The organism is Chitinophaga filiformis (assembly GCF_023100805.1).
Classification (GTDB): Bacteria; Bacteroidota; Bacteroidia; order Chitinophagales; family Chitinophagaceae; genus Chitinophaga; species Chitinophaga filiformis_B.
The window spans coordinates 6,012,535-6,038,523 of record NZ_CP095855.1 but is presented as its reverse complement, the minus strand read 5'-3'; the positions used below and the strand labels follow the sequence as shown (position 1 = coordinate 6,038,523).

19 protein-coding genes are annotated in these 25,989 nt (G+C 46.7%); 9 read left to right on the top strand and 10 right to left on the bottom strand.

The annotated features are described in order from the left end of the window. The first annotated feature begins 331 nt into the window (after positions 1-331). The 7 genes from MYF79_RS32530 to MYF79_RS23350 all read left to right on the top strand — a co-directional run bounded on the left by MYF79_RS32530 (position 332) and on the right by MYF79_RS23350 (position 5,639). A complete protein-coding gene (locus tag MYF79_RS32530; protein WP_410688328.1) occupies positions 332-523 on the top strand; it encodes a hypothetical protein in 192 nt (63 codons plus the stop codon). 205 nt (positions 524-728) lie between these two features. After that, the gene (locus MYF79_RS23375) at positions 729-1,106 is read left to right on the top strand and encodes a hypothetical protein (RefSeq protein WP_247810239.1); all 378 of its coding nucleotides are present in this window, start codon (positions 729-731) and stop codon (positions 1,104-1,106) included. Between the two features lie 140 nt (positions 1,107-1,246). Next, positions 1,247-1,732: a hypothetical protein gene (locus tag MYF79_RS23370; RefSeq protein WP_247810238.1), complete on the top strand. Its 486-nt coding sequence runs from the start codon at positions 1,247-1,249 to the stop codon at positions 1,730-1,732. 623 nt (positions 1,733-2,355) lie between these two features. Next, positions 2,356-3,567, top strand: coding sequence for a WG repeat-containing protein (locus MYF79_RS23365; RefSeq protein ID WP_247810237.1), 1,212 nt, complete (start codon positions 2,356-2,358; stop codon positions 3,565-3,567). A gap of 356 nt (positions 3,568-3,923) precedes the next feature. Then, on the top strand, positions 3,924-4,379 hold the full coding sequence (locus MYF79_RS23360) for a hypothetical protein (protein ID WP_247810236.1): 456 nt from the start codon (positions 3,924-3,926) through the stop codon (positions 4,377-4,379). A gap of 92 nt (positions 4,380-4,471) precedes the next feature. Next, a complete protein-coding gene (locus MYF79_RS23355) occupies positions 4,472-4,753 on the top strand; it encodes a hypothetical protein (protein ID WP_247810235.1) in 282 nt (93 codons plus the stop codon). Between the two features lie 529 nt (positions 4,754-5,282). Then, entirely contained in the window at positions 5,283-5,639 is a 357-nt protein-coding gene (locus tag MYF79_RS23350; RefSeq protein WP_247810234.1) for a hypothetical protein, read from the top strand. A gap of 127 nt (positions 5,640-5,766) precedes the next feature. On the opposite strand, the gene MYF79_RS23345 is transcribed toward MYF79_RS23350, so the two are convergent. The 9 genes from MYF79_RS23345 to MYF79_RS23305 form a co-directional block, all read right to left on the bottom strand. Next, on the bottom strand, positions 5,767-7,038 hold the full coding sequence (locus MYF79_RS23345) for a MutS-related protein (protein ID WP_247810233.1): 1,272 nt from the start codon (positions 7,036-7,038) through the stop codon (positions 5,767-5,769). A gap of 2 nt (positions 7,039-7,040) precedes the next feature. Beyond that, entirely contained in the window at positions 7,041-8,369 is a 1,329-nt protein-coding gene (locus MYF79_RS23340) for a MutS-related protein (RefSeq protein WP_247810232.1), read from the bottom strand. Between the two features lie 3 nt (positions 8,370-8,372). Beyond that, positions 8,373-10,679, bottom strand: a complete 2,307-nt coding sequence (locus MYF79_RS23335; protein ID WP_247810231.1) for a Gldg family protein — start codon at positions 10,677-10,679, stop codon at positions 8,373-8,375. A gap of 8 nt (positions 10,680-10,687) precedes the next feature. Beyond that, a complete protein-coding gene (locus tag MYF79_RS23330) occupies positions 10,688-11,614 on the bottom strand; it encodes an ABC transporter ATP-binding protein (RefSeq protein WP_247810230.1) in 927 nt (308 codons plus the stop codon). Positions 11,615-11,636: 22 nt separating this feature from the next. Beyond that, complete coding sequence (locus MYF79_RS23325) at positions 11,637-13,091, bottom strand: RagB/SusD family nutrient uptake outer membrane protein (protein WP_247810229.1); 1,455 nt, start codon at positions 13,089-13,091, stop codon at positions 11,637-11,639. 21 nt (positions 13,092-13,112) lie between these two features. Continuing rightward, a complete protein-coding gene (locus MYF79_RS23320) occupies positions 13,113-16,646 on the bottom strand; it encodes a SusC/RagA family TonB-linked outer membrane protein (RefSeq protein WP_247810228.1) in 3,534 nt (1,177 codons plus the stop codon). Between the two features lie 191 nt (positions 16,647-16,837). Further along, positions 16,838-17,989 carry a FecR family protein gene (locus tag MYF79_RS23315; protein ID WP_247810227.1) on the bottom strand — a complete coding sequence of 384 codons (1,152 nt, stop codon included), beginning with the start codon at positions 17,987-17,989 and terminating at the stop codon, positions 16,838-16,840. A gap of 86 nt (positions 17,990-18,075) precedes the next feature. Further along, positions 18,076-18,657 (bottom strand): sigma-70 family RNA polymerase sigma factor, encoded by a 582-nt coding sequence (locus tag MYF79_RS23310; protein ID WP_247810226.1) that lies wholly within the window; start codon positions 18,655-18,657, stop codon positions 18,076-18,078. A gap of 695 nt (positions 18,658-19,352) precedes the next feature. Next, a complete protein-coding gene (locus MYF79_RS23305) occupies positions 19,353-20,537 on the bottom strand; it encodes an IPT/TIG domain-containing protein (protein WP_247810225.1) in 1,185 nt (394 codons plus the stop codon). A gap of 137 nt (positions 20,538-20,674) precedes the next feature. Here MYF79_RS23305 and MYF79_RS23300 point away from each other — a divergent pair, with 137 nt between their 5' ends. Beyond that, the gene (locus tag MYF79_RS23300; RefSeq protein ID WP_247810224.1) at positions 20,675-21,109 is read left to right on the top strand and encodes a nucleoside deaminase; all 435 of its coding nucleotides are present in this window, start codon (positions 20,675-20,677) and stop codon (positions 21,107-21,109) included. 13 nt (positions 21,110-21,122) lie between these two features. Here MYF79_RS23300 and MYF79_RS23295 read toward each other — a convergent pair whose 3' ends face one another. Further along, entirely contained in the window at positions 21,123-24,734 is a 3,612-nt protein-coding gene (locus MYF79_RS23295; protein ID WP_247810223.1) for a PAS domain S-box protein, read from the bottom strand. A 246-nt stretch (positions 24,735-24,980) separates the two neighbouring features. On the opposite strand from MYF79_RS23295, the gene MYF79_RS23290 reads away from it, so the two are divergent. Next, positions 24,981-25,982, top strand: a complete 1,002-nt coding sequence (locus MYF79_RS23290) for a 4-hydroxyproline epimerase (protein ID WP_247810222.1) — start codon at positions 24,981-24,983, stop codon at positions 25,980-25,982. Positions 25,983-25,989: the final 7 nt, after the last annotated feature.

Genomic DNA, 25,989 nt, shown 5'->3' with positions numbered 1-25,989 from the left:
AGTGATAAGCAATGGCTGCTGGCGGCAGGATGGTATAAGGCGGATATCAGGTCGGCGCAGGAGTATTATTGGTTTGGGATGCTTGTTTGCACGTGAGAAACCACCATCAGCAAACTAAGAGCGTGTGAAACGAGTTTATATACAAGACTATTATATTGACATTCATAGACAGAATGGAGAAAGTGATTTTTTCTGTGCTGTAACAATATATTACTCCTTTGATGAGAAAAATGAAGACGAGAGTGCCGAGTATTTTTCAATTTCCGCAGCAACTCCTTTAGGGATAAATAATTATTTAAGTTCATGATTCCAGGACGGAAGCTTAGATAAGTTGAGTTTATTTTCTCATCTTATAGTAGTTGAAGTATACAATCAGGAATATCTGTTGTCTTATATTAAGAGAGAAATGGAGTCTGTTTATGGTCGAACTGAAGAGGAGGTGGTTTTAAGGTTATTGCGAAACTTTGATTGGGAGTATGCGCATAATGACCAGGTAATAAATAATTTATTTAAGAAACTCTAAGCGCGTATCGTATGCGAAAACTTTTTCTCGTCATTACTACTTGTTCGTCCCAAGTATGAAGTAGAAAAGTTGTAATTCACAGATTGTTTTTGTTGAACAAGTATATCAGTTTTTTACGAGAACTAACGTGAATGACTGATCTGGTTGTATTGTAGCTCTTGCTTCTGGAGAAAATGTTAATGTTTAAAAGGTAATTTAGTTTCTGATGAAATTTGTCGGGATAATAAGAGATCATGAAAATTTCAGAGTGAAAGGTGGGCGCTATATTAAAGACGTAACAGCTTCGGCTGGAAAAGAGGATTATCTTGATAATGTTGTTTTTTATTTGGAACACGGTGTTAGAGTGTTTTCGTTTTTGGAGGAGGTTTTTGATGGAGGTATATTTATTGCACCACTTGTGTTTTATACTGACGGGAAATGGATATGGCCAAGTTATTTGCCTTATTATTTAAATAGAGGGTATTGGTCACTATTGCCGGGGGAGTTTATAAGCGATGTTTTTAGTGCTAAATTTATTGTACCGGAGGTGGGTAGAGAAAAGATTAATGAAGCTCGACAATTCTTTACGGATGTTTATAAGTAGGAGGTTTATTTTCAGCATTAGGGTCTTGTTCTACCTTTTTATATCCGCATTTTAAGGATGAGGTGAAAAGGGAAGAGAATCACCAGGATTATGGATTTCGTACATACCGACCCTAATGCCTCATCCCGTAAAAAATATATATGGAATTGACTGGTTTAATAGTAAATGGTAATTTTTATCCAGGTCTGAAGGTTGGACAAGCTAAAAGTGTAGTAGAGGCAGTATTAGGAATCCGACTTAGTTGTCCAGATATCCAAACAGAAGATGTTAATTACTATGAAATAGAAATGAAAGCGGGTGTTTGTTTAATAATTGTTTTCGATAAAGCAGACGTCTGTTTTGAAATTAGATTAGATCTGGATAAGAATCGCGACGTTGATTTTATAATCAATGAGAATGATATCATTAAAGCATTTGATGCAAGTATCTCTTTTGACAGTTTAATATGCATTCTTATGCAATTAAATGTTGCCTGGACATTTGATAAAGAGAAGACATATTTACAAACTGTGTGTATTCATTTGAGTAATGGGTTGAGGTTGTATTACGCATTCGGGGACGAAAGTAACGGTGATTACGGTTTTTTTTCCATAAAGTCAGTTTTGGAAGGCCATTACTTGACTTGAAGAAGATGTGATTTGGTCAGACGGGTGGAATAATAATTTTGAACAGTCGACCTAGATGGTTCGGCTGCTCTTTTAAATGAAGGGAAATGGCAGCTGATGGTCACTTTTGTCAATAATAACATATCAACAGCATTGATAATTTTTATATAAAGAATCTTAATAAAAGCTCATTGATTGCGTTTGCTATACTTACTTATACCGATGATGCTAAAATGATTCTGGGCGTTTCCCTATTAGGGACCTTTGATGATGTCGACGATATGAGAGAAAATGTCAAAATATTTAGGGATATAAAATCATTTACCAATTCGGCAATAGCTTGTATGACTTTGGAGGAGCCTTCACCCAATAATTCACTTGAGTTCATTGAGTTTGCGAAGCAGCGGGAATGGCTTAATGATGACATTTTTCGGTCAACGAAATGGTCTTGGTGAATATGTTAATATTTCCTTGTTACTTCAGGTGAAGACTGGTCTCGATGCTGGATGAAGAATCAATTCACCAAGAAAATGAGGATGGGAATATCAAGTACTTGTTATTTTGATATATTTAATATATTTTAATAAAATAGACCATCAGGTTAATGTTGTCTGGGAATGCCAATAAAAGTAAATATCCAACCTATGAGGCAAGTTTTATACTTACTACTTACTCTCCTTACAGTCCAGAGTTATGCACAATCCCCTAAATATCCTTATTACGACGGCCATAAATGGGGCATGGTTGACGATAGCAATCAGGTAGTGATTCCGCCGAAGTACGATTCCGAGTTCTGGATTTTTAGAGAAAAGATTGCCATCGTGCAGAAGGATAGTTTATACGGTTCAATAGGAGTTGATGGAACAACGATATTGCCCTGTCGCTATGATTCCATTGTCATTATCAGACGTTTCATTGCAGCTGCCCTGTCGAAAGGTAAGTACCGCCTGGTGGATGTAAGTACTGGTAAAGAGCTTTCTGGAGTTTTATTCGATAAATGGGACGAGAGTAATCACGATAATCCACCCATACTGCCAGTACATATCGGTGCTAAATGGCATTTCATGAATATGGCTACAGGAGAGTTGATCAACAAGCAAGGCTATGATGAGATCGGATTTGTTACCACCGGTTATTATGAAGGTGTGGTGCAGCAAGGCGGTAAATATGGAGTATTAAATCTTACCACCGGTGCTTTGATTGCCCCCATCCAATATGATCATTTGGTATACAAAAGCCAGGGGGCTTTTGACGCCATTGAAGGGGATAAAGTGCTTTCTTACACTGCCGATGGCAGGTCAAGGCCGGGTAATGCCGCCATATTAACGCAGCACCAATCGGCGTCGTCCGCTGCTATCCCTATCGATGCAACCAAGATTGACGATTCTTATGTTGGAAATATGAGCTTGTATGTATATAAAGGCAAGGACAACGATTGGAAGGTGACTTATGAAAAGCGAGTTTGGGCTAGTTCACCGGTGACCCCTGTCAAAGAATTCCAGTTGACTGGTTTTACTAACGTTGAAAAATTTTACTATGATGAAACGATGCAGCCGCAAGCCCTGCTAAAGGTAGTGCAGAACGGTAAAACTGGCTTGATAGCACCCGAGGGCAATGTTATACTACCTTGTATCTATGACAGCATCCGAAATGAAGGTGGTTTCTTTGTGACCCAGCTAGATGGCAAAGAAGGGCTGATTAAAACTGACTGGAGAGTACTGAGTCTGCCTGTTCTTAAACGTGTGTATCACGCTAACTATGAAGTGGGCGCGTACTTGATAGAAATGCCGGACGGTAGAAAAGGTTATATGAATATGCATAATGGTAAGATATATATTCCAGAAGTGGGTAGATAGCGGTACGGTGGACGGCAGACTATCTACAGCATCTATACTGGACCTAAACAGGGCAAAACGAAGATATATGAAAGGATTAATTTGTAGCTTAATTGGATTGTTAGTTTTAATGGCATGTAGTCAAACAAGGAATAAAGGAACGGGTAAGCTAAATATCCAAAATCTCGAAAAGAGAATCCTTTATGTTAATAATAAAAAAAAATCTTTTACTATAAAATAGATTCAAATATCATTAAAGGAGATGTCAGGTTTAGAACGCAGGATGTTGGAGGGGAGATCTATGAGATAGCAGACCTGGATTCCGGCTTAATGTTAAGAATAGAGGTAGCTATCTACTTTATAATTCCATAGATGATTTGTTGTCGGTTTCAGAGATACCACAAGGCCAAAGTTATTTAACAGGATTAAATCCTTATGATCAGTATGTTTTGGCTAGACAGGAGGAAATTGTCAAAAATATGTGTATTAGTTTAGGTATTGATAGGAGAGCTTTAAACGGTGAACCAAATAGTTTAGACTTAATAGATAAGCGCCTTGCCAAATTTACAGTCGACGATGAATTTATTGATTCTAATTTTTTAGGGATCTATTTATATCTTGGTGAACTATTAAAGAAAAACAATGGGGGAGCTTGGAAACTAAATTATATCAAACAGGATGACCTATGGGAGCTGATAGTTTTAGATAAGGCTGGAAATGAATTGGCAGTAGGTATTTCTTTGTACGAAGAATTTGAGAATTATAGAGTTCAGGCATTTAAGGATCCTATTCGATCAACTTACAACCGTTTAGCTGCAATTTCTACCCTTTAGTCGTTGTATGAAGATGTTTGTTGGAATACGGGTAGGTGGCTAATGCCCGGACGTTATTAAGTAAACGGCTTAAGAGCAGTGTCAAACTTTGTATGATGAAATTTTGGATAAGTTTTGTTGCAACTCCCCATGTGTGCACAGTACATGGATTGGAGCTTGGTTTCGGAGTAACTGCTGATAACCGCGATCATGCAATTCAGATGATTCAGGAGAAAATATTCGAAAACTCCAAGCTTCCACGTGTCAACGCTGTTATCGAAAACTTTGACGTTAGAAACGTCGAAAAGAAACATGTTTATTTAAACATGGGTGACCCAGAGATGCCCGGTATTTGGTATCCACTGGGATATGATCAGTTTAATAGTATTCATTGATGGAACTGATGAGTGTCTGGTGCCAGCATAGTCTGATGAGGTTTAAGTGAAGACCAATACAACATCTATTTATATGTATACAAAATTTGTTTTTCCTCTTGTCAATGTAAAACCAATGATCCCGGCATCTATGTGTTCTATTCCAGAGCATTGGGGCTTGTTTCACGGGGTGGAGAACCATTTTATGAGAATGGTACAATATACGATGCAATAGGTAATTGTTTCGAGATTAGTGGAATTGTCAGGGTTACAACGGCATCTTTAAAAGATTCAATAAGATATTTTCAGCGAATGAATAGGATCGAGTTTAGAACGGAATTTATTGAGCAAGTAAATTTGGATGATTTTAAGAATAGAATAATAAATCATGTAAGAAGGTATCCTATATATTGGGAAATGAAAGATAATTTAGAGGACATTACCATTGCGGTTCGTAATATGAAAAACTTCACTCAAATTATATCTTACGTTGAATAAAGTAGGAGAGAAGACAATGGACCCTAACTACTAACTGCTCAATTACATAATAATGTTAAACAAATTAGAGCGAAATATTGCTAGTTATGCCAACGTAAGAGTCAACGATTTTTCGATTGATATTGAGAAAATAGAAAGGGGTGTTGTTTTTCTTTATTGTGCCTGGAGCACTACGATTGTTCAGCTGCGAAATTTATTAATTGCTATGGAGAATTATGAGGGAATTAACCTGTTCATTTTTGATATCGACGAAGCTGGCGCGCTGCGATTTTTGGTCAAACAAGGATTGCGTTCCGATGGATGGGGCGAAACATACTGGGTGAGGAACGGAAAGGTAGTTTCTTTCTTAAAAAAATATGGTGAACGAAATATGGAAGAACTGGACAACAGCAATAAGATGCTCCTCTAAGGTGATCTACGGTTTGTAGCGAGAGGTCTTTTCACTGCAAGATCTGAATATCAGAAATGGTCAGCAGGGAGGCCATTGAACTCAAATAAAAAAAGGCCATCCCGAAACTAATCAGGACGGCCTTCCACTAATTATTCAACAACGCTATTATCCCCTCATTCTCAATGATCATCATGCCATGCCTGTCACTCGTAATCCCCTCTTTAAGCTGATAAGTATACCTCGGCTTCGTACCTTCTAACAATGTCGGCAGATAGGCAAACTGCAGGTTGGCGTATTGACGCAACGCATTACCCACCTCAATAATATGCGTAGAAATGATGAAAAAGCAATTCCGGTAACGGGCGAAAGCTGCGGTTACAGCCAGCGTAGCATCATAAGCGTCTTTCACGTTTGTCCCTTTGAATAGCTCATCGAAGATGATGACCAGGTTCTTCCCTGAACTCACCTCCGCCGCTACTTGCTTTACGCGTAAGACCTCCGCATAAAAATGACTATACCCCATATTGAGATTGTCCGGTACATTGATGGATGAGTATAACCCGTCACGTACGGAAAACTCCATATCCGCAGCGGCTACAGGAAATCCCATATGCGCCAGGTACAAAGCAATGCCAAAAGACTTCATCAGGGTAGATTTACCCGCCATGTTAGCCCCTGTGAGGAAAATAACATTGGAGTCACTGTGGAGGGTTACAGGATTCGCCACCCCGGCGTCCAATGCAGGATGCCGCAGCGCTGTGGTACGGAACACACTGGGCGAGGAGGGGAGGGCAGTAGCATAATGAAAGCCGCGTTGCCGTGCTACATCGCTTACTGCAATATAGACGTCCAGTTGATGAACAGCTTCCAGCAATTGCTCCATTTCATGGCGTAAGGTATGCCGTAATAAACGGTCGTAACGTGCCACTGTCAGTAAGGTTAGTTCCCTGTCGCTGTCCAGCCAGGAAATGCCAGATAAGGTTTTCCGCCAGGCTGCGGCCTCATTGTAATCACTGAGCTCCTGCAGGAACTTGCGGAAGGTGCGTAATATTCCAATAGTTGCCTTTAAGCCTGTCAGCAGCTTTTCGTATTCGTCGTCGTTTAAAAATGCGTTCAGTCTCTTTTTGAGAATAGCAGGCAGGCTGCTTGCCCCTCCCATGTTCAGGTAGTTTTCCGCCTGGCGGAAACTAACCCCGTTGAAGGGAAAAGTGAGCTGCTTTTGCTGGAAATACCGGAAGGTAGCACTGCGCTGGTTAATGGCGGCAGTATTAGTAAGGGGCTGCTGGAACATACGTTCCAGCAGTTGTTCCCCTCCGGTGGTTTTGATTCTGCTAAAAAGGTTATAGATGGAGTTAGGCTTGAACCGGCCCAGCAGGTTCAGGTCTTCCAGCGTTTGTTTATCAGCTATAAAACTCATGCTCATGTTGTTTTGGTCAGGCCGGCTTCCAGCATATCGATAATGCCTTCATTGTTAATAATGATCATGCCATGACGGTCGTCTGTAATGCCATTCTCCAGCGTATAGGTGTATACAGGTTTGTGCCCGTCCATATGAGTGGGCAGGTATACAAACCGGATATTGGCTGCCGCTGCTTTCAGCACCTCGCCGGCTTCGATGATGTGTGTAGAGATGACGAATATGCTGTTACGCTTGCCGGCAAATCCTTTACATATGGCAATAGTAGCCTCATACGCGTCCTTCACATTAGTACCCCGGAACAGTTCATCAAATACAATGAACAGGTGTTTACCCTGGCTCAGCTCCTGCGCCATTTTTTTAACACGCAGCACTTCCGCGTAGTAATGACTGGCCCCCATGCCCAGGTTGTCGGGCAGGTTGATGGTCGTATAAATACCGTCCAGCACAGAAAACTCCATCCGCGCAGCGGCAACAGGGAACCCCATGTGTGCGAGGAACAAGGCAATACTGAGCGATTTCATAAAGGTGGACTTGCCGGCCATATTAGCTCCGGTGAGAAAGATGACATTGCTTTCTTCATTGATCCGGATGTTATTGGGCACCGCTTTCTTCAGCAAGGGATGGTATACGCCTTCAGCATCTATGCGACAGGTATGACGGGGTAAGGCCTGCGGAAATACAAACCCCCGTTCGGTGGCAACTTTGGCGACAGATATATACACGTCCAGGCAATACAGGTGATGCAGGAGCTGTTGTATCAGTGCCCGATAACGGAAACGGAATAGCACATCAAAAGCGGCGATGGTGGAATGCGCTGCTTTACCCTTATGGGCCAGTACAGGTTCAAATGCATGCTCGGACAGGAGCGTGGCGATTGCTTTCCTGTCGGCTGCGTAAGCCGCACCGCCTGCTTCTGCACTGACGAAAGACTGTACCCCCTGTAGTAGCTCTATGAGCGCCTGCACGCCTTTATACACCATCTGCATATTTCCGTCTGCCGCTATCATCCCCGCCAGTTTCTTGCTGATGGATTGTTCTTCCGTGCTCAGTCTTGTACGCTCGTCCGTATTGTCAAGGTAAGGTGCTATGGCGTCAAAGAGAGCGGCGGGAAACGGGTAAGCGGTACCCGCCGCAGCAAAATGCCGGATAATGCTGCTGCGGCGGTTGATCGCATCATGGTCTGATAATGGATAGCGGAAGGTCTCTTCCAGCAGGGCCGCACCTCCGCGTGTCACCGTATGGTTGAAGATGTTGTACACGGAATCCGCTCCATACCGGCCGAAAATATTGAGATCTTCCAGTGTTTGTTTATCCGTTGTAAATAACATAGCTTATTTTCTTTTACGCCTGATAAGCAGAATAGCGGCAAATGCCACCAGTATACCCGGTAGTACCCAGATGTACAGGATCCGGAGTATATCCACCGTATCGGTGCTGACTGATACACGCGTGTCTTTTGCTTCCGGGCGGTAAGTGTCTATCGGGAACTGCCCATAGCTCAACCAGCTGAAGAGTGCCGTGTTAAAAGCGAAATTGATGGTCTGTACATTGTATCGTCCCAGCTCGTCATTGCTTAAAAAGTCCGCATCACCAGTCACCACAATGCGCTGTTCTTTGTTGTTCACCTTACGGGTGAGGGCGATGACCGTCGGCACTGATTTCTTCTCATCACCCGCGGCAGGGTCATAGGCCACCTCCGCAGAATCGGCAGCAAAACGGTCTTTCTTCACCCAGCTCTTACTGGCGTCTGTTACCAGCAAAGGTTGCACCTTGAAGATGCTGTCGTTGTAAGCAAGCCATGTGGCGCCTGGCATAGAAACCGCAATACTGTCTTTAAAGCCTTTTATAAGCGATTTACTGAAGCCGGCAGCTGTAGCTGTCATTAAGGGCAAAGCCAGGTCAGGAGCGGTCTCTTTGGCCGCTTGGGCGATCATCCCGTCCATCAGCTGTACACCCAGCTCGCGCAACAGCGGATTTAAGATGGACTGTTTGCCGGGTTCCCCGGTAATGAGCAGGTTGCCGCCTTCACTGATATACTTCCTGATCTTCGCCATTGTAACAGCGCTGAATTCCTTCTTTGGGTCAGCAATTACCAGTGTAGTAACATCTGAAGGAATATCCTGGTGCTCCAGTGAAAGGGTATCTACATCGAAACCCTGGTTTACCAGTGCATAGCGGAAAGTCTTCTTTTTCGTCAGCGTGCTGTATTCCCGGTCTCCTTCTTTCTCAATGCTCCTTTCCAGGTCGCCCGTCAGGAAGGCTACCCTTGGAAATTCGGACTGTAACAAGCGTTTCAGTGCTGCCGCCACTTCCGCTTCTCCCGGCCATTGCGTCTGGTCATCAAACACACGGAGGAAGGTAACCTTGTCCTTGTATTTCAGCTGCATCACATATCGGTTCAACTCAGGGCGCAGGTCTATTATCTTCCTGATCTCTGCGGGCGATTTAAACTGGGAAAGCTTAAACCCCATTCCCTTGGCCCGCTGTGTGGCCATGTCCAGGAAGTCCTTGCCAGGGTAGAACCGCATGATATTCGGATTGTCCAGCAGGCTGTCATAGTACTGTACATATTGCAGATGAATATCCTGTTTGAAGCGCATGTAAGGCTCCCAGCGCGCCAGGTCCATATTACGGCCCTCTTCGGATCCGAAATAATAGAATGAGCCCAGCATGTTGTTATACGCAGTTACCTCCAGCGGAACATTCCCCAGTTCTTTCAGGATCTTTTGCGAGTTAGGCGTGAGCGTTCTTGTTTTATTGGCAGTAGCATCAAAATATCCTACCAGTGAAGGACGTGATGTGATGTATCCCACTACTAAACCCAGCGCCACAACAGCCACATACCTGCCTGTTTTAACGATAGCAGGTTTCGATTCCCTGCCAGCCTTCAGTTTATAGATACTCAGCGCCAGGAAAATATAGATGATCACCAGGAAGTAGATCACGTCTTTACTCGTGATGAGCCCTGCCAGCATCTTTTCAGTACGGCCGCTCAGCGAAAGGAAATAGGTAAGGTCCCGTACAAAGGCAATATGCTGCCATAACGTGCCGATATAGCTCAGGAAACCTACCATCATGAAGGTACATACCGCCGCTACGATCTGGTAGGATGTGAGGCTGGACATGAACAACCCAATGGCCGAATAGGCGCATAAGAGCAGGTAGAAACCCAGTGAGGCAGAGAATAATTCTCCCGCATCCGCATGGTTGATATGAATAATTCCATCGAAAATGAAGAGACCCAGTACAACCATCATCAACAGGTTATACACCATCATGGCGAGGAACTTGCCGAAGATGATCTCGCTGACCTTAACAGGAGAGGAGTACAGCAATTTGATAGTGCCATTGTTCACCTCCCGGCTGATCAGTCCCATGGTCAGCAGTGGTATGTACAAATACAGTGTCTGCATAACCACACTGAACACACCACCCCTGGCTGCAAATATGCGCTCGGTGAGGCGGGTCATGTTCTCGAGCGACATGCCGCCTATTTCCTGCGACCGGGCGGCTCCGTCCAGTGCATTGATATATGCCAGGCCGCATTGCACCAGGAACGCTATCAGTAAAAACCATGCTATCGGTGAATAAAACAGGGTGCGTAGTTCCGTTTTCGCAATTCTGAAAACCATCTTCATGATGCTATCTATTGTGTTGATTGATTGGATAATTGTTTGAATACTTCGTCCAGCGCCGTCTTGTCAATACTGATCTCTCTCAGCCGCCAGCCCTGCTGAACGCTGGCGGTGATAAGGCGTTCAGAGATACTCTGGTCGCCGTTAAAGAAAACACGCACCTGCCGCTCCGTGAGGAAATCAGCTTTCGTCACACCTTCTATCGCCAGAAGTGCTGCAGCTGCCGGCGGGTTCTCCATATGCATCAGCACACTGTGCGGCTCTACATAGTTGTTGAAGGCGTCCATGGTATCTGCAAATACGATCTTGCCATTGTCGATCATCTTGATCTCCTTGCAGAGCAGCTGTACTTCGGAGAGGATATGAGAAGAGAAGATCACAGCACGGTCAGTAGCAATTTCCTTGATCAGGGCCCTCACCTCGATGATCTGGTTAGGGTCCAGGCCATTGGTAGGCTCGTCCAGTACTATCAGCGAAGGCCGGTGTATGATAGCCTGGGCAATGCCTACGCGCTGACGGTAGCCGCCGGAAAGATTGCGGATAAGACGCTTACTGTAATGTGCTATACCGCAACGTTCCTTTGCTTCTTTCATGGCTGCCGGTATCGCTGCTTTTGGCATCATGCGAAGGCCGGCGCAGTAGCCCAGGTATTCATCTACCGTAAGGTCCATATATAAAGGCGGGTGCTGTGGCAGGAAACCGATCTCCTGTTTGGCCAGCTCGGGTTGCTCCCGCATATTAATGCCGTTCACAAATACATTGCCTTCTGTCTGGTTCAATACGCCGCAGAGAATATTCATGGTAGTGGATTTACCCGCACCATTAGAGCCCAGCAGCCCCACTATACCAGTCTGGCTGATCTCCATACTGATGTCACGGATTGCCCATGAGCTGGTGTAGCGATGTGATAAATGCTCCAGCTTTACAATACTGTTCATTGATTATTTTTTTGGAATTGGATTAAGGATTGTTCGGCATACCCGGATTACTTGTGATAAATGAAGGCGGCAATTGTAATACAAGCCGCCTGGGCTGGTTCAGTGTAAAAGTGCTGACACTGCCATCTGCATTATATTGCGTGTGGGTAAATACCTGTCCGGCAAAGATGGGATCTACCGACTGCCTGCGCATATCGAACCAACGGTAACCTTCTGTCGCAAACTCGCGGATGCGCTCCTCGAAAATGAAGCGTATCAATGCTGTCTGATCAGCCGCTATTGCTGATGGTACTACTGCATCGGCTGCCGGCATACGGTGCTTACGCAGCGTTTCTACATCTGCCACTGCTCCCGCCAGGTCGTTGAGGCGGGCCTTACACTCTGCGCTCAACAGGTACATATCGGGCAATTGCAGGCCCATTCTCGCATAGGTTACCCCGTACTTACGCAGGCGGCCTCCTGCGTTGGGCGATTGGTCGGGATTGGTATCCGTATATAACAACAGGCGAAGATCTGATGTCCCGTACAAGGCCGCGGCCCATGGCGCCAGCACCAGGCCATTGTTGCCCAGCTGGTTGCCACTGTAAGGCCCATTGTAAAACACTTTCGATACTACCGCTTCTGTGAGGTCGTTCATGTTATTGCCCGGTCCCTGGGAGGGGCCGATGATGATGTCCATCGGCAGAAAGGCGCCATCTGCTGCAAGTGTCTGGTTATAATCGTATAAATGCGCATCACTGTCTGCCAGGTCGGCGAATGCTGCATTGAACATAGACAGGGCATCATTGTACCTGCCCATGAACACATACACTTTGCCCAGTAAACCTTCGGCGGCCGGTCTGGACATGCGGGTACGTATGGACGGCTTCACCGGCAATTCCGCAATAGCAGCCGTCAGGTCTTTGATAATAAAATCATATACTGCCTGCACGGAGGCACGCGTGAACGTTTGCGCGTTCACATCTGCCTGCTCTATGATGGGAAAGCCGGGGTCAGTGCCTGCAGTGCTCTGCACATAGGGCTTGCCATAAAAGTTAATGAACTGGAAATAGGTCCAGGCGCGTGTGGCGATCGCCTCTGCACGGATGATCCTTTTCTGTGCATCTGTTCCCCCGCTTGCATTCATGACTTCGCCGATGATCTTGTTCAGTGTATACAATTGTTCCAGCCACAGGCTGATGGCCCAGGGCGTCTGGTCCTGTTGCTGGTATACAACGTCCTGCCACTGGAAGAGCCGGAGCATCTGCGGACTGCCCTGTAAAAGATACGCTTCCTCTGCAGCTACATCGTCTTCCATTAATGCCGGCTCCTGCCAGCCACCGGCGAAGGTCTGTGCATAGTACTGCGGATCGTTCATCAGTTTATTATAGTCGTCCGTTGTAACGGCTACCTGCGATCCCAAAGGCACTACATCCAGGAAACTGTCCTTGCAGGCTATAAACGAAACCATGATGGCGATATATATAAGCTTTCTCATCCTTCTCTGTTTAAAAGTGAATTAAAGTGTAACATTGATGCCCAGGTTATACTGATGTTTGTACAATGCCCCCGGGAAACCGGTTTCGGGATCTATCCGCTCGTCATTGGCGGTCCAGATCAGGAAATTGGTGGTCTGTGCATAAATGTTAAGCCGTTGTATTTTCAGGAAGTGCAGGGCTGCTGACTGCAGCTCATAGGCCAGGGTAATATCCCTGATCTTGATATAGGATGCACTCAGCACATTCAGATCTCCGCTGATGTAGTAGTTCACATCCCTGCGCGTATAACTGGTACCCATGTTGGATACATAAGAAGGAATATTGGTGATCTTTTCATCACCCGGCTTTTTCCAGCGGTCCTGGAAGGAGGTGTAGAGATTCTCTCCGCCCAGAGAGGTGGAAGTCGGCATTCTGCCGGTATAGTAGATGTTCACGTTCCTGCGCATCACGGCTCCCATGTTATAGATCATGTTCATGGTGAGCGAAAGGCCTTTATATTCGAAACGGTTGGTGAAACCGCCGTTCACGGGCGACTGTGTCGTGCCGGCATATACGACGTCTTCCGGTTGGGCAATGTAAGGTTCCTTCGTCACCGATTTATCTGATAGCCTGATCTGCGGATCGCCCATGTTGTCCAGCCCCGCATACTGGTAAGCAAACAGGGGCTTCGAGTTATAGCCTATCCAGTAGGGAGCGGTTAATTTGTAGCTGGCAGTGTTCAGCGAAGGATTCAGGGCCGCATAAGATACCAGCTTGTTGTAGTTATAGCTGAATACCATGTTGCTGGACCAGCTCCAGTCCCGTTTCCGGATGTTCACAGTACGCAGGGATAATTCAATCCCCCTGTTCACCAGTTTGCCTACATTGCCCACCTGGCCGTCAAACCCCGTGAAAGGATTCAGCGGTACTCTTCCCAGCAGGTCTGTGGTTGTTTTACTGTAAGCATCTATTGCACCCGATATGCGGTTTTGCAACACAGAGAAGTCTACACCAATATTGGTGGTCTGTGTGCGTTCCCAGGACAGTTTCCTGTTGGCCGGCTGATTGAGGGTAAGTGCATCTCCCGCCACGCCGCCGGTCTGCGACTGGGGTTGTGCATATAAGATGTCATACAATGATGCAGAACCAACATAGGGAGAGTTGCCGGTAATACCATAGGTAGCCCTTAAGGCCAGTGCATCTACCCAGTCTGCCTGCTGCATAAATTGCTCGTTGCGCACCTGCCATTTACCACCTATGCTCCATACAGGTTTGTTCTGAACAGATATATCGCTGCCGAACTGGTTACTGTGGTCGCGGCGCCAGCTCAGGTCCAGGCTGTATTTATGGTCTAAGGTATAACTGGCCAATGCAAACAGGGAAGTAAAGCGTGTCAGCTCTCTGAATACCTGGTATGGCTGCGTACTGAAGAAACCAAAGCCCGTCACGGTGCCGAACACACCACGCCGCAGGGTGGCATAATCAATTAAAGGGTAGGTGCCCAAAGCCTCATCATATCCGATAATAGTGCTTGTATTCCGTGATGCCAGTGCCTCCTGTGCTTCCTGTCCTGCCTGTAAGGTCAGCATATCCTTTCCTGACCTGGGTGTGGCATTATATACCAGTTGATTACGCACTGTCCAGTTACGCTGATCATTATTCGTGGCTACATACATGCTGTTGTTCTGCGGCAGATAATAAACCGGCGTGGACGAAGGGCTGGGCGCTACCGTGAAAGACAGCAGCTGTTTGCGCTGGGAGAGTGCGCGGCTGTCTGTAAAAGAGGTCTGCGTTCCCGGCGCTTTCAGATAACCATAGGTACCCTGGAAGCTGACACCTTTCCACAACTTGATGCCGATATTAGCGGTTGTATTGATACTGAGCGTATTGCCATTGGAATGCGCATAATTCATTTCCTGCAGTGGATAATAATCCAGGTTGATCCTGCTTCTTGCTGAATAATTATTACGTGTTGAATCAGACCAGCCGTTGGTAAATGCCATGTTCTGCTCACGGCCCTGTTGGTCAACAAACAGCTGGTATGGCACAAAACCGTTATCAACAGCCGGCATATTTTTCCGGCTGCTTACGTTATTGATCAGGGAAGTATTTAGTGATACATTGATCCGTTTGCCGATATTGAAACTTTGCGAGAGGTTAACTTTATAAGTATTGTTCTTATCGCCCGGTGTGTTGCTCTGTACGCCTGTCCAGCCGAGTGAAGCATACATGGCGTAAACACTGTTACCCGCGGAAAGAGAGATGGTATGATTGGTAGTAAGCGGATTGCGGTAAAACAGGTCTCTCATCTGCGAAAGATTGCTGATCCTGCTCATGCTGTCCAGGCTTTTGTTTGCCTGATCTGCGGTGATCAACCCGCGGTATTGGTTGTAAAGAATAATATCATGTGGCAGTACAACCTGTGTAGCCAGTGAGCTCCAGGGATAGTTTACCGGGTCGAATGTTTCCCTTGCAGCCTGTATGTATTGTTCACTGTTCATCCGCTGACCGAAATTAAGATCCGGTTTGCTCTGGAAGCTGACAGAACCGGTATAGTTCACCCGCAGGCTCTGGTTCCTGCTGCCTTCCTTGGTTTTCACCACGATGATCCCGTTGGCAGCTCTCGCTCCCCAGATGGCGGCCGCTGCCGCATCTTTCAGCACGGTAATATCTTCTATATCATCAGGGTTAACAGAACTGAAATCCGTGGTGATCACGCCATTCACAACATATAGTGGATTGGTGGGCTGTCCGCCGTTGACCGTAGTATATCCCCTGATAACGCTCGACCTGGTGGAGAATCCATTGCCGGTTCTGCCGGAAGCCGTGACACCTGTTCCTACTGTAAGACCGGGTATTTGTCCTTCCAGGCGACCCACTACATCAAAGGTGCTGACACGTTCCCTGAACACTTTCATATCCGGCTTGCCAAATGCACCTGTAGCCCTTTCCCTGCTTAGCTGCTGGTAGCCGGTGTTGTAAATGACAACGGTACTCAGGGCATTGATACGGGGGCGCATGATGATAGTCATGTTCTCCGACATTCCCGAAAATGGCACGAGTACACTTTCGTAGTTAATACTCGTGAACAACAGGGTATCATTCGGCATGAGACCGTATAATGTAAACTCGCCTTTTTCATTTGTAAACACATAACGGCGTCCGTTGCGGAGCATCACCGTGATATTGGATAAGAGCTGCCCTTCATTGTCCGTTACCTTGCCGCTGATGTTGCCGGGCGGGGTTGCTTCAACATCGGCTGGTACAGCCACGGAAGAGGGGATTCTGCGACTTACAAAAATTGTCTTGCCCTGGATATTAAAAGTCAGCGGTTGGTTAGCCATGATAATCTGCAAGGCCCGCTCCAATGGCATGTCCTTTAATTGTACTGTAATGGGGCTGGCAAGTTCCAGGTCTTCATTGCGGTAAAAGAACTTGTAACTGGTTTGTTGCCTGATGACAGCAAATATTTTCTTTAATGGTGTTGACCTGGCGGTAAAGGTGACCGTCTGCGCTGATGCGCTGCCGGCTGCGAGCAGCAGGGCCATAAAGAAAAGCATGATTGCCTGTTTCATGACAGGAAGGTTTTTGGTTGACCTGATCCCTTTGGACATAGGAGGGACCCCGGGATTGAAATGACCCTTAATTTGCATACATTTGCAACGTTTAATGTTTAGTAATAAGCCAGACTTAAACGAAAACCGGGGGTAGGACGCCAATCTTTGCGCCCGGTTTTTTCATTTAGTTCATGCGATTTTGGTTCTTTTTACTGCCGGATAATTAATCTGTTCCCCTCGATTTTATAGTTGATTCTTGTAGTTGACAATCCCTCGAGCACCTGCGATAAAGTGAGGGTCTTATCTATTTCCCCCGTAAAAGTGGCATCCGGTGTTTTACCTTCATAACTCACTTCTATATTGTACCAGCGGGCCAGTTGCCGCATCACCGCCGGCAGATCCGCATCGTTAAAGGCAAATATGCCGTCTTTCCAGGCTATTGCGCTGTTGACGTCTGCATCAGGCACAAGATGGATCTGCTGACTGATCCGTGCTGCCTGTCCTGGTTTAAGCAGCTGTGATGTGTGACGATAAGTTACTCTTACCGCTCCCTGTAACAGTGTGGTGTTAATACCCGGTTCATCATTGTAAGCGTTGATATTGAAATTGGTTCCTAACACATCGATGCTGGTAGCATCATTGACAATCACTTTAAATGGTTGGCTGGCACTGGCTGCCACTTCAAAGTAAGCCTCGCCTGTTACACGTACCGTTCTTTCCCTGCCGCTGAAAGCAGTGGGGTAGGTAAGGCTGCTGGCAGCATTCATCCATACTTTTGAGCCATCAGGCAATACCAGCTGGTACTGTCGTCCTTTCGGCGTGCTGATCGTGTTATAAGCCAGCGGTCTTGTTTTGCTGCCGCTCCCTGTGTTATCATAAGATACAGTCCCATTCTTCAGTTGAACAGCTGTGCTACCCTGCATTGCGATGACGCCGTTCCTGGCACTGTCCAGCACAATTTCACTGCCATCGGCCAGGGTAAGGATGGCGCCTGTTTTACCCGGCAGAATATCTGTATGCTGCGCTAACTGTTGTTGTTGAGGTGTATGTGGCTGACGTAGCAGATAATACGCGCTGCCCAGTAATAATAATACCGCTGCCGCTGCAGGCACCCACCGGCGTATAGGAGAAATACGCCGTACCACTGGTTCCTGCCGGATGCTCTGCAAAAGCTGTTGCTCCAGCTTTGCGCCGATCAGCTCTTTTTGTTGCTCAAAATCTTTCAGTATGTCCTTGTCCCGGTAGTCCAGCAGTTCCAGGTAACGTTCCACAAACGCCGTTTCCTCCGGGGATGCTTTCCCTTCGTTATACCTGGCGAGCAGTTTGAAAAAGTGACTTTGGTCCTTGCCGGAATCGTACATAACAGGTGGCTTTAATACTATAGTCAGGAAAAAGGGACCGCTTTCCCGTCCGCGGGGCACTTTTTTTAAAAAAATTTTGATTCCGCCTATAAAGTTTCATCCAGGAGGATGAGCAGGGCGAGTAAATGTCCGAAATGAGCTCTGAGGTCCTGTACAGAGATACTGAGCTGGTTTTGTACGGTTTTTTGCGAGATCTGCAGGTTTTCGGCTATTTCCTGTGTGGTGAGGTGGTGCAGGTAATATTGAATAAATATCTGGCGTCGCCTTTCGGGCAATATCTCTGCCCATGAAATGATGAGGGAGGTAAGGTCTTTTTCCAGCAGCGCCTGATCGGCTTTGTAAAGCGATTCTTCCGTGTTCTCAAGCAGCTCAAAGAAGAACTTATCCTTTTTGGAGATCAGTTTATTAATGATGCGATATTGGAGCGCTTTGCCCAGGTAAGCGGGCAGATTCAGTATAGACAGTTCTTCCCGGCGCCTCCAGAGGTCGAGGAACAGATCATGCACAAGTTCCTGTGCCAGTTCCTGGTCGCCCAGTTTCTTACTGGCTGCCACGTACAGTTTTTCCCAATGTCGCTGAAACAATTGCTGGAATGCTGTTTCTGACCCTGTTTTAATAAGACTGAGCAGTTCCTGGTCGGCGTCGGTATGTGTAAATTCGTTCAACACTAAACAATAATGATTTCCCCCTGGCTTAAATTTAAGTAAAAAAGTAAGGATTTTATAATACACGAGTGAAACAGGAATGTTTTTCGGTGTATTTATACATCGACGATAAATAATAATATATCTTTATATTTATTCGGAAGCATGAAGCGATTTTTTGACATAGCAACGCTATTTTTTGCCCCCATCTTTATAGCAGCTCTCTGGGCCTATTCACCTATGGATGAAATAACATTCTACTACGATTTCTTCGCGATGACGCTCATATTCTGTTCATTAATTTATTTGGCATCCTGCTTTTTCTTCAGGAGAAGGAGACCTAAGTTGTTCTTGTATTTATTAACCATTGGCTTAATACACTTCCTTACCGGTGTGATTTTATTCGTTTGTTTTTACGGGTACGCTTTCTCCAGTCCTGAAACTGCAGGCGGGCATTATACCATCCCGTTCCTGATTGATTAAATCGTAAGACCAGGAGTTATTTCCTCAATAAAATGGTGGCTGATTATTCACATTACCACTCCATGCCTGAGGAAGATCTTCATCTGCTAAGATGATCACTGCCAATGGATTATCGTAAATTTATACCTCACAGAATAATCGCTGATGGCAAAACAAAATTTTCTTTTCCATAATAAAAATGCCCCCGGAAAGTAAACCACTTCCCGGGGGCATTCCATTATACCGTTTTTAAAACCTTATCGCACTACAACCTTCCGGATCTTGTTCCCACCGCGTGTATCGTAGTTATACGTGCTTATATACAAGTTGCCATGTCTGTCTGTCACCAGTCCCTGGGGACCGTTAAATGAAGCATTTAACCCCACTCCATCTACATCTTCGGCATTACCGCTGCCTGCAATAACCACCTTTCTTCCTGTCGATTTTTCAATCAGGCTAAGGTTATTATTGAAGTGGTCCGCCTGATAGAGATTTCCCCGGCGATCAAGCGCAATCTCCCAGCCGCCAAAGCCGGGATCCAGCGGTAAAGGAGTCACCTGGCCATCTGGTGTGATCTTGACATGCGGGTAAGCACTCACCCACATGGTACCGGCTGCATCAAAAACGATGTTTTGAGGCGTAGTGAGGCCGGAGGCGAAGGTCGTGTCATGATGCCCTGAAGTATCCATTCGCAGGATAAACCCGTAGTTGGTATTAGCTACATACAGGTTATGATCCGGCCCGAATGCGATACCAGCCAAAGGCATTGCGCCCTGGTATATCGGTACGTTCCTGCCATCCGGCTCAATACGCATTACATGCGTATTGAAGTCTGTCAGATACAGCTGCTTTGAATGCTGATCCAGCGTGATGTTACGGGGAGAATAAAATTCTACATCGTAAGAAATAGGAATGGTGGATACCGTATTGCCGGGTATTTTTACCTTACGTACCAACCTGTTGTAGCAATCGGCGACATACAGCGTGCCATCGCTGTTGTCCACCGCAAGTCCCCAGGGACAATTAAAGCTGGCCGCTGCGCCAACGCCGTCGTCTCTGCCATCAACGCCCGATCCTGCTATAGTCGTGACTGTTGCCACATAATTGTAGGTGAAGGGCTTTGAATAAGCATGATTATCTACCTGTACGGTCAACTCGCCGGAGCCTGCCATCACAGGTATAACAACCGATAGGCTATCCCGGCTGGATGAGAGGACCTTTACCTTTTCGCCATTCAGGGATACAGATACCTGGTGGCCTGATTTCATGATTGGGAAATTCGTTCCGTAAATTTTAACGGTATCGCCGCCACCTGCGGCTTCCGGGTAAATTGAGGTCACCGTAATGTACGGATAATTGTCATCATGACTACAGGCTGAAAATAATACAACGCTACAAACGGCAGTAAGTAGCCGGGAAAAAGGGGAACATAATCTTTTCATAGATTTCGGGTTCGGGTTAAACTAAAAAAATATCCATTAAATATACAAAGGATTTAGATACGCAAGGATGAGCCAGACATTTTTGTCGTAATATTAACTTTCGAATACCAGACCATGCCTGCAAAATTGATGTAATAATGGATAATGAATATTTCATGCGCGAATGCCTCTCGCTCGCCCAAATCGCCAAACAACGAGGCGATAGTCCCGTAGGCTCCATTCTCGTCCGCAATGGCGAGATCATCGCCCGTGGCATCGAAGGAGGTAAAACACATAAAGACATCACTTATCACGCCGAAATAGAAGCCATCCGGGAAGCGACAGCCTTGCCGGATACCCGGGACCTATCAGATTGCATCATGTACACCACCCACGAGCCCTGTATCATGTGCGCTTACGTCATCCGCCATACTCGCATACCTACCATTGTCATAGGGCTGACCACCGGCGACATAGGCGGCGCCAGCTCTGCATACCCTTTGCTGAAAGATACGGGTATAAAAAAATGGGGGAATCCGCCACAGCTTATCATTGGGGTCCTGGAAGAAGCGTGCAGGGCATTGCACTACTGATCTTTTGGAATGCCTAAGCATTGACTGACTTCCACGTCAGCCATTTCTCAAATACAGCGATCAGGTTACTTTCCACAAAGGGCTTGGTCACAAAATCGTCCATACCGGCTGCTATACACTTTTCTTTTTCTCCCTTCACATTTCCCGCCGTCAGCGCTATAATAGGAATGTGAATATGCGGACTGATCTCCCTGATCATCCGGGTGGCTTCATAGCCATTGACAATAGGCATCTGGATGTCCATGAAGATGATATCGGGCAATTGCTGCCTGCAGCTTTCCAATGCTTCCTTACCATTCTTTGCCTCTGCAATGTGCGCCGCAGGGGCGATCTTCCGGATAATAGTACTGGCCAGCAGCATGTTGATCGGGTTATCTTCCGCGATCAGGATGTTGATATTGGCTTTGATCTTCCTGTGCTCCCGGCTTTCAGTCTTCTTTGTCTCAGCGGTGTCTTTGATGAACAAATGGGATAGGGCATGGTACATTTCCTGTATCTTAATAGGTTTTAACAGGCGCTGGTTGACGTGCAGCTCCTCACATGCCCTGATGATCTTCTCATCATCTGCAGAACTATGCAGTAAGATGATGGCGGGTTCCTTCTCCAGCTCTTCGAAGTTTGTCCTGATCTTCCTGATGGTTTCCAGTCCGTCCATGAATGGCATATGGTAATCCATCATGATCACATCATACTGCTGCTTCGTCATCAGGAACTGGAAAGCCTCAATGCCGTTGGAAGCCTCATCAGAGTTAATGCCCCTCATCTGCAACATCTTTTTCAGGATGGTCCGGTTATGCTCATTATCGTCAACGATCAGCACATTTTTGACAAGGTCGATATTTTCCCATGCAATGGGAGCGCCGTCTTCTGTTTTTACCGTTATTTCGAAAAAGAACGTACTGCCTTTCCCGGGAGCACTTTCCAGTTGCAACTGGCTGCCCATGAGCGCCAGCAACTTGTTGGAAATGCTCAGTCCCAGACCGGTGCCGCCATATCTTTTAGTCGTGGAAATATCTTCCTGTAAGAATGCCTCGAATATCTTCTGCTGTTTGCTCTTATGGATACCAATACCTGTATCCCTCACCTGGAAACGGATAGTGGTTAACCCTTCCTTAGGATGTCCCACGGGCCTGATCTCCAGCTCTATTTCTCCCTGGTCGGTGAATTTTACCGCATTGCTGAGCAGGTTGAGAAGGATCTGCTTGAGCCGTACCACATCTGCCCACATAAAACGGGGAAGGTCTGTAGATACGTTCAGCAACATTTCAATCCCTTTCTGCTGCGCCTGGAAACTCAGGATGTCACTGGCCTGGCTGCTGAACTCGAGCAGGTCGCACTTGCTGATGTCCAGCTCTATCTTTCCGGCTTCAATCTTCGAGAAATCAAGGATGTCGTTGATGATGCTCAACAGGGAATTGCCCGACTGGTTGACGATAGACACATACTGTTGCTGCGTTTCGTTCAGCGCAGTCTTCATCAGCAGGTCTGTGAACCCGATCACACCATTCAGCGGCGTGCGTATTTCGTGGCTCATATTGGCCAGGAATTCCGACTTGGCCTTACTGGCATGCTCTGCCTGTAATTTGGCCTCTTTCAGCTCCTTTTCGGCCTTCTTACGCTTGGAAATATCTGTGGCGATACCCAGGTAGCCGGTAATGACCGTATTATCTCGTATAGGCGTTACCACCATGGAGACAATTGTGGTGGTCCCGTCCTTTCTTACATAGGTCCATTCCCGCCCTTCAGAGCCTTCCAGTTCAGGTATATGGGCAAACACACGGAAGCCTTCTATAGGTGTCTTGTATTGCTCCGACAATTCTCTTCCCCTGGCGGCTACTTCCCCGGGCGAGTGGAGCAATTCCCAGGAATATTTCCCCGTAAGCTCCGCAGCGCTATATCCCAGTAGTTTTTCCGCTCCTTTGTTGAAAAGGGTGATGATCCCCTTATGATCCGTGGCAATAATACTGACCTCAGAAGCAGACTGTAACACATCTTCCAGCAGCTTCCGGGATTGCTGAATGGCCACCGTGGCCTTCTTCCTTTCATTGATATCCTGGACGGTGCCGAACAACCTTGTACAGACGCCATTTTCAAAGGCGGCATGGCCTATGGAGCGGATCCAGAGCTTGCGCCCTTTGGCTGTCGTGATCTGTAACTCCAGCTGCCAGGGCGTACCGGTACGCATAGCATGATCGATCACCGCATCAAGCTGCTGCCGGTATTCCCCGGCGTAAAAGATCATGGTATTGTCCACAGTCGGCTTAAAGTCCGGACCTACTTCATGAAGCTCACAGGTTACGGTCGACCAGAAAACCTCCTGTTTCACGAGGTCAAATTCCCATCCGCCTATACGCGCTACCTGGTTGGTACGTTCCAGCATTTCCTTGGTACGCTTGAGGTCTATCTCCAGCTCGTGCCTTTCGGTAATATCAACTGCATTGCCCACCACATAGGTATTGCCCTTCACGTCCGTCACCAGGGTATTATTGAACAGCCAGATGCGGATATTACCATTCTTATGCTGCGTATGCATTAAACCGGTCACCTTGCCTTTCATCCGGATCTTGGCCAGGTATTGGTCAAGATCGCTGTGATATTCGGGCGGAATGATCTGGTACAAACTCATGCTCATGAGTTCCTGGATAGTATAGCCCACACTGTCGGCGCTGGCCTTGTTCACAGATGTCAGGTTCCCCTGCAGGTCATGTTTACACATCATACCCAGCGAATTCTCAAAGAATGTCCTGGCATCATTCTCACTATCTACCAGTTCCTGCTCTTTGACTTTTTCACGTGTAATGTCCCTGCCGATGGCGAAGATATTGCCGGTATGCGGCTCCGGGGTGGCTATCCATTGAATGTATTTATAATCGCCATCCTTCGTCCGGAAGCGGATAGAAAAGTTAACGGTGGAATGGCCCGACTGGAGACGTTCCAGCTCCCGGCTGGTGTTTTCCACATCGTCAGGATGTACCAGCTCAAGCACGGAAACAGTCGTCAGCTCATGTTCCTCCCAGCCCAGCAGGGAGGTGAATGCTTTGTTGATCCTTCTCAGTTTGCCGGAGTAAGAGCCGACACATACCAGCCCTTCCGACAGATTGAACAGTTTCCCATAGTACCGGGTTTCTTCCTTCTGCCGCTCTGTCTGAATGGCGTCTACTGCCTGCCGTGTAATGATGCCCAAAGCCTTTTCTTCTTTACTGCTGAGTTTATCCGGCTTATGATGCATCATGTAAAATGCACCTAAAACGTAGCCCCGGTTGTCAATCAGCGGATAGCCCGCAAAGGCGCGGATATGTGGGGCTTCTTTTACTGCCTTATTTTCAGAAAATGCAGGTTCTGCCAGTGTATTTTCAACCGCCGTAAAGGCCTGCGCTTCCATAATCTGCTGCATAAAGCCCCAGTCAGTGGCGGTTTCCTGTACGCCTGGTATAGTAGTGGACGAAATGATCAGCTGCTTTTCAGCTCCGGCAATTGCTATAACAGCGTAAGGGAAATGACAACTGAGGGTTGCCAGTTCTGTGAACTGATCGAGGGCCGATTGCGGAGTCAACTGAAGCAGCCCGTATTCCTTGAGCGCTCGTAGCCGTGCCTTCTCATTTTTTGGGGCAGCGTTTTCATTCATATGACATGGAACTATACTGCAATTTAATTATATAATCAATACATATTGATTTTCAGTTAAAAAGGCAGAGCCGGGTAGCTGACTTTGCCCGGAATTGCTCATTTTTTACCCTTTGCAGGAATATCTCCCTTATTTATGTTAATTTCTGCATACCATTGGTCAAAAGCTGCAATATCCTGTTCGTCCTCAACCGGTATTTTTGAAAGAGTAGATCAACCAATGTCTTTTAAAACAGAATAAGGAAACGTGAAGAAAACATTCTTTTGCATAGATGCACACACCTGCGGAAACCCTGTCAGGCTGGTAGCCGGTGGCGGACCCGTACTGCAGGGCAACAACATGAGCGAAAAAAGGAACCATTTCCTGAAGGAATATGACTGGATCAGAACAGGACTGATGTTTGAACCCAGAGGCCATGATATGATGAGCGGCAGTATCCTGTACCCGCCACACGATCCGGCCAACGACGTGGGCGTTCTGTTCATCGAAACCAGCGGCTGTCTGCCCATGTGTGGCCATGGCACTATCGGTACCATCACTATCGCAATTGAAGAAGGACTGATCACGCCTAAAACACCCGGTATCGTACGGATGGAAGCACCCGCCGGACTGGTGCTGATCGAATATAAACAGGAAGGCCGCAAGGTAAAGAGCGTGAAGCTCACCAACGTGGCGTCCTACCTCGCTGCTACCGATCTGGTGGTGGAATGCCCTGACCTGGGCCCGCTGAAAGTGGATGTTTCCTACGGCGGAAACTACTATGCTATTGTAGATGTCCAGGAGAACTTCCCCGGCCTCGAACATTACACCGCCTCCCAGCTGATCGGTTGGGCAAGGGAATTGCGCAAGCGCATCAATGAGAAACACACTTTCGTACATCCCGACAATCCGCATATCAACGGATGTTCACATGTACTGTGGACAGGGGCTGTTATGGATAACACCTCTACTGCCCGTAATGCCGTGTTTTACGGCGATAAAGCGATCGACCGCTCTCCCTGCGGCACCGGTACCTCCGCCAGGATGGCCCAGTGGTATGCCAAAGGGAAACTGAAAAAAGGCGATTCCTTCATTCACGAAAGCATCATAGGGTCCCGTTTTATTGGTACAATAGAAGAAGAGACCACCGTGGCGGGCGTGCCTGCCATACGTCCGGGCATCGAAGGATGGGCAAGGATATACGGATATAATACGATCACAATAGACCCTGAAGACGATCCGTATGCGTATGGACTACAGGTGATTTAAACAAGGA

Excerpts from the sequence above, each read along its gene's own strand:
- MYF79_RS23345 (WP_247810233.1), bottom strand. The coding sequence starts at position 7,038 with ATGAGTTTTATAGCTGATAAACAAACGCTGGAAGACCTGAACCTGCTG.
- MYF79_RS23340 (WP_247810232.1), bottom strand. The coding sequence starts at position 8,369 with ATGTTATTTACAACGGATAAACAAACACTGGAAGATCTCAATATTTTC.
- MYF79_RS23370 (WP_247810238.1), top strand. The coding sequence starts at position 1,247 with ATGGAATTGACTGGTTTAATAGTAAATGGTAATTTTTATCCAGGTCTG.
- MYF79_RS23350 (WP_247810234.1), top strand. The coding sequence starts at position 5,283 with ATGTTAAACAAATTAGAGCGAAATATTGCTAGTTATGCCAACGTAAGA.
- MYF79_RS23300 (WP_247810224.1), top strand. The coding sequence starts at position 20,675 with ATGGATAATGAATATTTCATGCGCGAATGCCTCTCGCTCGCCCAAATC.
- MYF79_RS23365 (WP_247810237.1), top strand. The coding sequence starts at position 2,356 with ATGAGGCAAGTTTTATACTTACTACTTACTCTCCTTACAGTCCAGAGT.
- MYF79_RS23335 (WP_247810231.1), bottom strand. The coding sequence starts at position 10,679 with ATGAAGATGGTTTTCAGAATTGCGAAAACGGAACTACGCACCCTGTTT.
- MYF79_RS23320 (WP_247810228.1), bottom strand. The coding sequence starts at position 16,646 with ATGAAACAGGCAATCATGCTTTTCTTTATGGCCCTGCTGCTCGCAGCC.
- MYF79_RS23305 (WP_247810225.1), bottom strand. The coding sequence starts at position 20,537 with ATGAAAAGATTATGTTCCCCTTTTTCCCGGCTACTTACTGCCGTTTGT.
- MYF79_RS23295 (WP_247810223.1), bottom strand. The coding sequence starts at position 24,734 with ATGAATGAAAACGCTGCCCCAAAAAATGAGAAGGCACGGCTACGAGCG.
- MYF79_RS23375 (WP_247810239.1), top strand. The coding sequence starts at position 729 with ATGAAATTTGTCGGGATAATAAGAGATCATGAAAATTTCAGAGTGAAA.
- MYF79_RS23355 (WP_247810235.1), top strand. The coding sequence starts at position 4,472 with ATGATGAAATTTTGGATAAGTTTTGTTGCAACTCCCCATGTGTGCACA.
- MYF79_RS23330 (WP_247810230.1), bottom strand. The coding sequence starts at position 11,614 with ATGAACAGTATTGTAAAGCTGGAGCATTTATCACATCGCTACACCAGC.
- MYF79_RS23315 (WP_247810227.1), bottom strand. The coding sequence starts at position 17,989 with ATGTACGATTCCGGCAAGGACCAAAGTCACTTTTTCAAACTGCTCGCC.
- MYF79_RS23325 (WP_247810229.1), bottom strand. The coding sequence starts at position 13,091 with ATGAGAAAGCTTATATATATCGCCATCATGGTTTCGTTTATAGCCTGC.